Genomic DNA, 1,716 nt, shown 5'->3' with positions numbered 1-1,716 from the left:
CTGTCCAACGCCGCCGCCGTGGTGGTCTACGAGGCCTGGAGGCAGCAGGGCTACCCAGGCGGTATGGATATTCCGCCACTTTGACTTAATATTTCGGTATGCCGAAATCTCATCTGGTCGGGGGCCGCAATCCCCGGGCCGGTCGCCGGCGACCCGGGTCCCCCGCGGCCGCGGTCGTCGTCGCACTCGTGACCGCGATCGTGGCGGCCGCCTGCACCACCGGCACCTGGGGCGCGGTCGACGTGGACGACCGGCCCCGGTTCGCCGCCCGGGAGGCCGGCGACAGGGTCGTGGTGGCCACGACCTTCACGATCCTCGCGGACATGGCCCGCCGCGTCGGTGGGGACCGGGTCCGGGTGGAGTCGGTGACGACCCCGGGCGCCGACGTCCACCAGTACGAGCCGTCCGTCGACGACCTCAAGCGGGTCGAGGGCGCGGACCTGGTGGTGAGCAACGGTCTCGGCATGGACGACTGGCTGCTGCGCTTCATCGACGGGACCGACGCACGCCACGTGGTCACCTCCGAGGGGGTCGACCCGCTGCCTGTGCGCTCCGGCAACTACACCGGGCGGCCCAACCCCCACGCGTGGATGTCGCCCGACGAGGGCGCGAGATACATCCGGACGATCGCCCGCGCCCTGACCGAGGTCGACCCGGAGGGAGCCGAGGGGTACCGCGCCCGAGCCGAGGGCTACGTGGCCGAACTCGACGAGCTGGCGTCCCGCGCCCGCGCGGCCGTGGCGGCGGTGCCGGAGGACCGCCGTGTCCTGGTCACGTGCGAGGGCGCGTTCTCCTACCTGGCCCGGGACCTCGGCCTGGAGGAGCTCTACCTGTGGCCGGTCAACAGCGAGTCCCAGGGGCTGCCGCGTCAGGTCACCGCCCTGATCGACGAGGTGCGTGATCGTGAGATCCCCGCCGTCTTCTGCGAGTCGACGGTTTCCGGCGCAGCGATGGATCAGGTCGCGGCCGAGACGGGCAGCAGGGTCGCCGGCCTGCTGTACGTCGACTCCCTCTCCGCGCCCAGCGGCCCGGTGCCCACCTACCTCGACCTGCTCGACCACGACCTCGAGACGATCACCCGGGAGCTGACGTCATGACCGACCGCCCACTGCCCTTCTCCGTGCACACGGGCCCGCCCGCCGTCGTCGTCACCGACCTCACCGTCGACCGCGGCCAGATCCGCGCGCTCGACTCGGTGTCGCTCTCGGTGCCGACCGGGGAGATCACCGTGCTGCTCGGCCCCAACGGGTCCGGGAAGTCAACCCTGCTCCAGTCGCTGCTCGGCCTGGTCACCCCCACCGGTGGATCGGTGCGCCTCCTCGGTTCCCCGGTCCGGCGCGCGCTGCGCACCGGACGGGTGGCGGCGGTGCCCCAGTCGGACGGACTCGACGAGCGGTTCCCGGTCACCGCCGGTGAGGTGGTCATGCAGGGCCGCCGCCGCTTCACCGGTCCGTGGCGCCGCCCGTCCGCCGCCGACCGACTGGCGGTCGACGAGGCCCTGGACCGGGTCGGGCTGTCGCCGATCGCGGGGCGGCGCATCGGCGAGCTCTCGGGCGGTCAACGGCGACGGGTCCTGCTGGCCCGCTGCCTGGCCCAGGAGGCCGAGCTGCTGCTCCTCGACGAACCGTTCAGCGGCATGGACGCCGGCAGCGAGGAGGTCTACATCGACGTGCTGCGCGAGCTCACCGCCTCGGGGCGGACCGCACTGGTCTCCAC

The 1,716-nt window shown here is 72.7% G+C and carries 2 protein-coding genes; both read left to right on the top strand.

Annotation, left to right across the window (positions count from 1 at the left end; genetic code table 11):
• Positions 1–98: 98 nt before the first annotated feature.
• Positions 99–1,097: a metal ABC transporter substrate-binding protein gene (locus G6031_RS16200; RefSeq protein ID WP_182653818.1), complete on the top strand. Its 999-nt coding sequence runs from the start codon at positions 99–101 to the stop codon at positions 1,095–1,097.
• On the top strand, positions 1,094–1,716 hold a 623-nt coding region (locus G6031_RS16195; RefSeq protein ID WP_182653817.1), incomplete at its 3' end, for an ATP-binding cassette domain-containing protein. The genes G6031_RS16200 and G6031_RS16195, both read left to right, overlap by 4 nt.

Origin of the sequence: Dietzia sp. CQ4 (assembly GCF_014145125.1) — a bacterium.
Taxonomy (GTDB): domain Bacteria; phylum Actinomycetota; class Actinomycetes; order Mycobacteriales; family Mycobacteriaceae; genus Dietzia; species Dietzia natronolimnaea.
This window is presented reverse-complemented; position numbering and strand designations above follow the sequence as displayed.